This is a genomic window from Acidiphilium iwatense (genome assembly GCF_021556475.1).
GTDB lineage: Bacteria > Pseudomonadota > Alphaproteobacteria > Acetobacterales > Acetobacteraceae > Acidiphilium > Acidiphilium iwatense.
Genome location: NZ_JAKGBZ010000097.1, coordinates 1 through 5,198, shown reverse-complemented (window position 1 = coordinate 5,198; position 5,198 = coordinate 1). Strand labels below are relative to the sequence as shown.

At 59.9% G+C, this 5,198-nt stretch carries 6 protein-coding genes; 2 read left to right on the top strand and 4 right to left on the bottom strand.

Translation table 11 applies throughout. The features are described 5' to 3' along the window. The 4 genes from L2A60_RS19825 to L2A60_RS19810 all read right to left on the bottom strand — a co-directional run. Positions 1-1,023: YncE family protein (locus tag L2A60_RS19825; protein WP_235706187.1), on the bottom strand; the 1,023-nt coding region annotated here is incomplete at its 3' end. Next, positions 1,020-1,439: a cupredoxin domain-containing protein gene (locus L2A60_RS19820; protein WP_235706186.1), complete on the bottom strand. Its 420-nt coding sequence runs from the start codon at positions 1,437-1,439 to the stop codon at positions 1,020-1,022. The genes L2A60_RS19825 and L2A60_RS19820, both read right to left, overlap by 4 nt. A 38-nt stretch (positions 1,440-1,477) precedes the next feature. Beyond that, the gene (locus L2A60_RS19815; protein ID WP_235706185.1) at positions 1,478-1,936 is read right to left on the bottom strand and encodes a chromate resistance protein ChrB domain-containing protein; all 459 of its coding nucleotides are present in this window, start codon (positions 1,934-1,936) and stop codon (positions 1,478-1,480) included. A 41-nt stretch (positions 1,937-1,977) separates the two neighbouring features. Continuing rightward, a complete protein-coding gene (locus tag L2A60_RS19810; protein ID WP_235706184.1) occupies positions 1,978-2,931 on the bottom strand; it encodes a Fe-Mn family superoxide dismutase in 954 nt (317 codons plus the stop codon). A gap of 97 nt (positions 2,932-3,028) precedes the next feature. Between L2A60_RS19810 and L2A60_RS19805 the strand changes: the two genes are divergently transcribed. Together L2A60_RS19805 and chrA are read left to right on the top strand one after the other, a co-directional pair. Further along, on the top strand, positions 3,029-4,021 hold the full coding sequence (locus L2A60_RS19805) for a chromate resistance protein ChrB domain-containing protein (protein WP_235706183.1): 993 nt from the start codon (positions 3,029-3,031) through the stop codon (positions 4,019-4,021). Positions 4,022-4,068: 47 nt separating this feature from the next. Then, positions 4,069-5,198: chromate efflux transporter (gene chrA / locus L2A60_RS19800; protein WP_235706182.1), on the top strand; the 1,130-nt coding region annotated here is incomplete at its 3' end.

Sequence of the window (5,198 nt, the reverse complement as noted above, 5' to 3'; positions counted from 1 at the left end):
CATGATGCGCAACACGCCTTTGCCGCCGATGTTTTGAAGCGGGAAATAGACCTCGTGTGTTTGTGGATCGACAGCCACGGAATGCGCTTCGCCGGCAAGGTAGTTGCGGCCGAGCAGATGCAATTTGTTGCCCTTAAGGTGAAACACCGCCACGACGCCGCTTTCACTGGCGACATAAAGCCGCTGCAATCCAGCATCGAAGGCGAGCACGTCAGGGCCTCTGCCGGTTTTGTGGATGGACAAGACATGCATGGTGTTCATGTCCACGACCAGCAGCTTGGCATTGCCATCGCACGCGACGAACCCTAGCCGAGCCGGTGAATCCAGCAACAAGCTATGGTCGTCATTGCAGGCTTCCGGCAGACGATAGCGATGCACGATTTTATCGGTTCGAGGGTCGATCGCCACGATTTCGTCGCGCGTCTGCACATCGACAAAAACCTGATGGGTGACCGGATCATATTGCGAGTTACCGACCTCACCCCCCATTCTGATCGTCGCGACCCGCTTGTTCGTTCGCGTATCGACAACCGTCTCGGTTTGCCCGGCTTCGTCGGAGATAAACAGCTCATGCTCGCGTGGCGCATAGGTCATTCCGTCCGGGTACACGCCAGCCGGCGCATGCGCGATGATATGAAAATCGGTCTCGGAAATGACATCAACCCGGTTTTGGTCGGTCGCCGTTGCGAACACCTCATTGAGCGACGGAACCGCGAGCACGCCATGAACACCAGGAACACCCCTGATGTTGGCGACAACGCTGTTGGTGTGAAGATCGACCACCGTGACGATCCCGGACCCAAGATGCGCGATGAACAGCAGCCGACGCTGCGGATCGATCGATTCATAATCGAACCTATTTGGCTTGCCGGCCAATGGAATATCCGGATGCGCCTCCTTCAGTGGTAACGATGTCGTCGCCGCAACGCCGACGCCTGCGGTAAGCAGACACCCGAAAGCAAACGTACCAAGCATCCGCATTGCGGCAGATAGAACCGAGCTTTTCATTTCGGTGAGCTTCATTTGGCGGGGAGAACCACGAGTTCTCCGCTCATCCACGGTTTATGAAACTCGCAAGAAAACTGAAAAATCCCTACCTTGTCCGCCGTGAACGAAATTTTGACCGAAGAAAGCGGTGGGAGTGACTTGTTGATGCCGTAGGCCTTCAGGGTGAAGGTATGCCCATCGTCACCGCCCGACTCGAGGTTACGGATATCGATCACGACATGATCGTCCTGTCGTACGACGAGGGTATTCGGAGCAAAGCCATAGACCTCGCCAAATTTTGCTACCGCCTTCTTCTGATCTGGATTTTTCTTGGATACCCATTGCACCGTTTGCAGATAGAAGGTGCGCGTCGTTGCAGCAAAAGCCGGGGCGGAAAGTGCAAGCACCGAGACGAAGGCCAGTGCCACGCCGTTGATCTGGATTGTTCGCATGACGATTCCTTTCGTTTTCTGAATTTTATCCGCACTTTCTAAGTGACAATTTTCGGCGGCCAGCCATGGGTTTCCTCTTGGCGCTCCCGGCACCAGGCATAGAGCGCGTCGTAAACGACCATCCCATGCCGCAGCATCTCATGATCGTCGGGAAACATCGCCGAGAGTCCGAGTGAGATGGCAAAGAGTCCGGCTGCTTGTGGCGCCAGATCGAACCGTGCCGTGTCGGCGCCGCGCACCATCAGCGCGATCTGGTGCAATGCGGGATCGGTGAGCTGATAACGGGCCAGGAACGTGTCGAAGGAACAGAGGTCGCCGGCATGGGAAAGCTCGACCCCTGGGATATCGAAAGGGGTGGCGCCGGTTTCAGCAACCACTTTCATCACCTGATCGGGCGGAACGTAGAGAAACTCCGGCTCCTTGTCGATGAACCGAGCAATCAGCCAAGGGCAGGCTACTCGGTCGATTTTCGGTCGTTCGCGCGTGACCCACTTCATGACAACGTTCTCCTGATGGCTGTGACGGGCTTCTGGTGGTTCTATGGTCCGGGCCTGTTGGTCAGAGGCTCGGTAGGACCTGCCATGGCATGCCAAGCGGCCATGCCGCCCGCCAATTGCCGGGCATCGCAACCACGACCGCGAAGCGCGGTGACAACGTTGGCGCTCTTTTCGAAGCCATAGGTGCAGGTGACAATGATCGGCCGGTCCGTCGGCAGATCCTTGATCCAGGTTGCAACTTCGTCGGGCGTGCCGACGCGCGCACCCGGAATGGCGTCGTAGCGACGCGGACGATCCTCATCAGCGTAGACGTCGAAAATCAACACCGGTTCACTGCGATCGAGCAACGCTCTCAATGCGGTGGGGCCGATTTGATCCTCGCGCACTGAGATACCAGCCGTTTTCCGCCCGGTTGCCCGGCGGTAGCGGTCCTCGATACGTCCCCAATTGAGGTTGCCCAGGAACGCTTCGACATAGGCCGCAGCGTTTGCGCCAAAATCGATATGATAGGCGTGCTCATACATATCCAGCGCCAAAACCGGCACGCTCTCGGCCAGTACATGGCAATGATCGGCCGACCACTGGTTCGTGAGCCGTCCGAGCCGATCCGACCAGGTCAGCAGCACCCAACCTGAACCGCCGCCGAGCGCTTTACCCATGGCCGCGAACTCCGCCAGCCACTGGTCGACGGAACCGAAATCTCGCTCGAGCACTGCGGCGATTGAACCCGCCGGCCCGCCGGAGCCGCCCAGCCCCTCGAAATATGCCTCGTGCAGCAGCATCGAGTTGGCCGCGATGAGGCGTTCGCGGGCCAATCCGTTGATCTCGAACCCTGGCGCAGTCGTCCACCGCAGCAGGGCCATGCGCTGGTCAATGGCATTCAAGCGTCGCACCGCGCCGCCGTAGTTGTTCTCGTAGTGACTGACCAGCAGCCTGTCCGACAGCCCCTTCAGCTGCGGTGGTTTGAAGGGCAGCGGGGCAACCTCGACCGGCATGAGTGACCTCCCGAGCGTCGTTCCGATCCAACCCTACTCCCGGATGCATCATGATACAAGTGTTGTATAAAAATTTTGTGCGAGATACATATGCGCTATGATTACTATCGACGCTCGGGCGGCAGATCTCGCAGAAACCTGGCTGCTGCTGCTGCACCAGCTTCCGGCGAAGCCGGCGTACTTCCGCGTCAAGATCTGGCGCCGCCTGGAAAGCCTGGGAGCAGTTGCGGTCAAACGGGCGGCCTATGCCCTACCAGCGACCGAGCAAAGCAAGGAAGACTTTGCCTGGTTGCGCCGGGAGATCGTGGACGGCGGGGGAGAGGCCCTGGTGTGCGAGGCTTCCCTGATCGATGGGCTGACCGACGCCGAAATACGCGAGATGTTCAACGCCGCGCGCGATGCCGACTATCAGAAAATCGCGAAAGAGTTGCGCACTCTGGCGGCGGAGTTGACAAACCCGGCGACCGTCGACGCCCTGGCTAACGCGCGCTCACAGGTTTCGCGTCTCGCGTTACGCCATGCGCAGATCATCGCCATCGACTTCTTTGACGCCAATGGACGGCAGGCGGTCGATGGGCTGCTCGTAGCCCTGCAAGACAGGCTGAAGGAGGAACCTATGCCCAAACAAACAGAGGCTCAGCCCGCCCGCCCCGAGGACCTGAAAGGGCGCGTCTGGGTGACGCGGCAAGGCGTGTATGTGGATCGGATAGGCTGTGCCTGGCTGATCCACCGCTTCATCGATCGGGATGCTCAATTCCGGTTCGTGCCGGCGAGAGGATACAAGCCATCGCCGGGCGAGTTTCGGTTCGACATGTTCGAGGCCGAGTTCACCCATGAAGGCGACCGCTGCACCTTCGAGGTCCTAGTTGACCGGGCTGGATTGGCCGGCGATCCGGCGCTGCGCGCGATTGCTGAAATCGTCCACGACATCGATCTCAAGGACAGCAAATACGGCCGCGAAGAAACGGCCGGCATTGCCCGACTGATCGCCGGGATAGCGGCCCCGGATGCGCCCGACGAACAACGGATCGAACGAGGAGCGTCGGTGTTTGACTCTCTTTATGATTCTTTCAGCAGGAAACGTCGATGACCAACCCAGTTCACCCAACTGAGCCGGCGTCGTCGCCCACTAGCCCCATGCGCCGCAACGGCAGCCTTGCGGAGATCGCACGGTACTTCCTGCGCCTTGGTCTATTGGGCTTCGGCGGTCCGGTGGCCTTGGTCGGGCAGATGGAGCGGGAGTTGGTTGGCGAACGCGCATGGCTCACCAAGGAGCAGATGCGCGAGGCCATCGCCGTCTGCCAGACGCTGCCCGGGCCACTTGCCATTCAGGTCGGTATCTTTATCGCCTATCTCCGGACCGGGTTCTGGGGCGCCTGGATCGGTGGCTGGGCCTTCATCCTGCCCAATTTCGTGATCGTCGCCGCGCTCGGCGCGCTTTACGTCCATTTCGGCAGCCTGTCGCTGATGACCGCCATCTTCTATGGCGTCAGCCCTGCGGTGATCGCCCTGATCCTGCATTCCTGCTACCGTCTGGCGAAGCTCGGCATGGAGGGATGGTTGCAATGGACCATTGCGGCCGTGTGCCTTGCGGTGACCGTCATTCTCAAGGCGGAAGTTGCGCCGCTCTTCATCGGCGCGGGCATCGTCGGGATGCTGGCTTATGGCGATTTGGTCCGGCGGCGACCGCCTGGTGCATCGGTATTGGCGGTGGCACCAGCGGCGCCGGGACTTGCTCCCGGAGCGTCGGCGTCACTGCTCGGTAAGCTACTGTTCTTCTTCCTCAAAGCTGGTTCGCTCACCTTCGGCAGCGGTCTCGTCATCGTTCCGTTCCTGGAAGCCGGCGTTGTTCACCAGTACCATTGGCTTAACCCTCATCAGTTCCTGATCGCGGTTGCGATCGGCATGATCAGCCCTGGCCCGGTGGTGATTACGGCGACCTTCGTCGGCTATCTGGTCGCCGGCTTCTGGGGCTCGTTGGCGGCGACCGTCGGCATCTTCCTGCCGTCATTCCTTTACATTTTGATCGCCGCGCCGCTTTTGCTGCGCCACCGCGAAAACCCCAATGTCCAAGGCTTCGTCCGTGGAGCCTACGCGGCGGCGATCGGCACGATCCTGGGTGCCTGTATCCTGCTTGGACGGATCGCCATCGGTGACTGGCTGACCGCCCTCATCGGCTTCGCGTCTCTCGGCGTTCTCTTTCGCTGGAAGGTCAGCAATCCACTTCTAATCGGGGTAACGGCGGCAATCGGCCTCATCGCGTTTCC

Coding starts and splice junctions, on each gene's coding strand:
- L2A60_RS19820 (WP_235706186.1), bottom strand. CDS start 1,439: ATGCGAACAATCCAGATCAACGGCGTGGCACTGGCCTTCGTCTCGGTG.
- L2A60_RS19815 (WP_235706185.1), bottom strand. CDS start 1,936: ATGAAGTGGGTCACGCGCGAACGACCGAAAATCGACCGAGTAGCCTGC.
- L2A60_RS19810 (WP_235706184.1), bottom strand. CDS start 2,931: ATGCCGGTCGAGGTTGCCCCGCTGCCCTTCAAACCACCGCAGCTGAAG.
- L2A60_RS19805 (WP_235706183.1), top strand. CDS start 3,029: ATGATTACTATCGACGCTCGGGCGGCAGATCTCGCAGAAACCTGGCTG.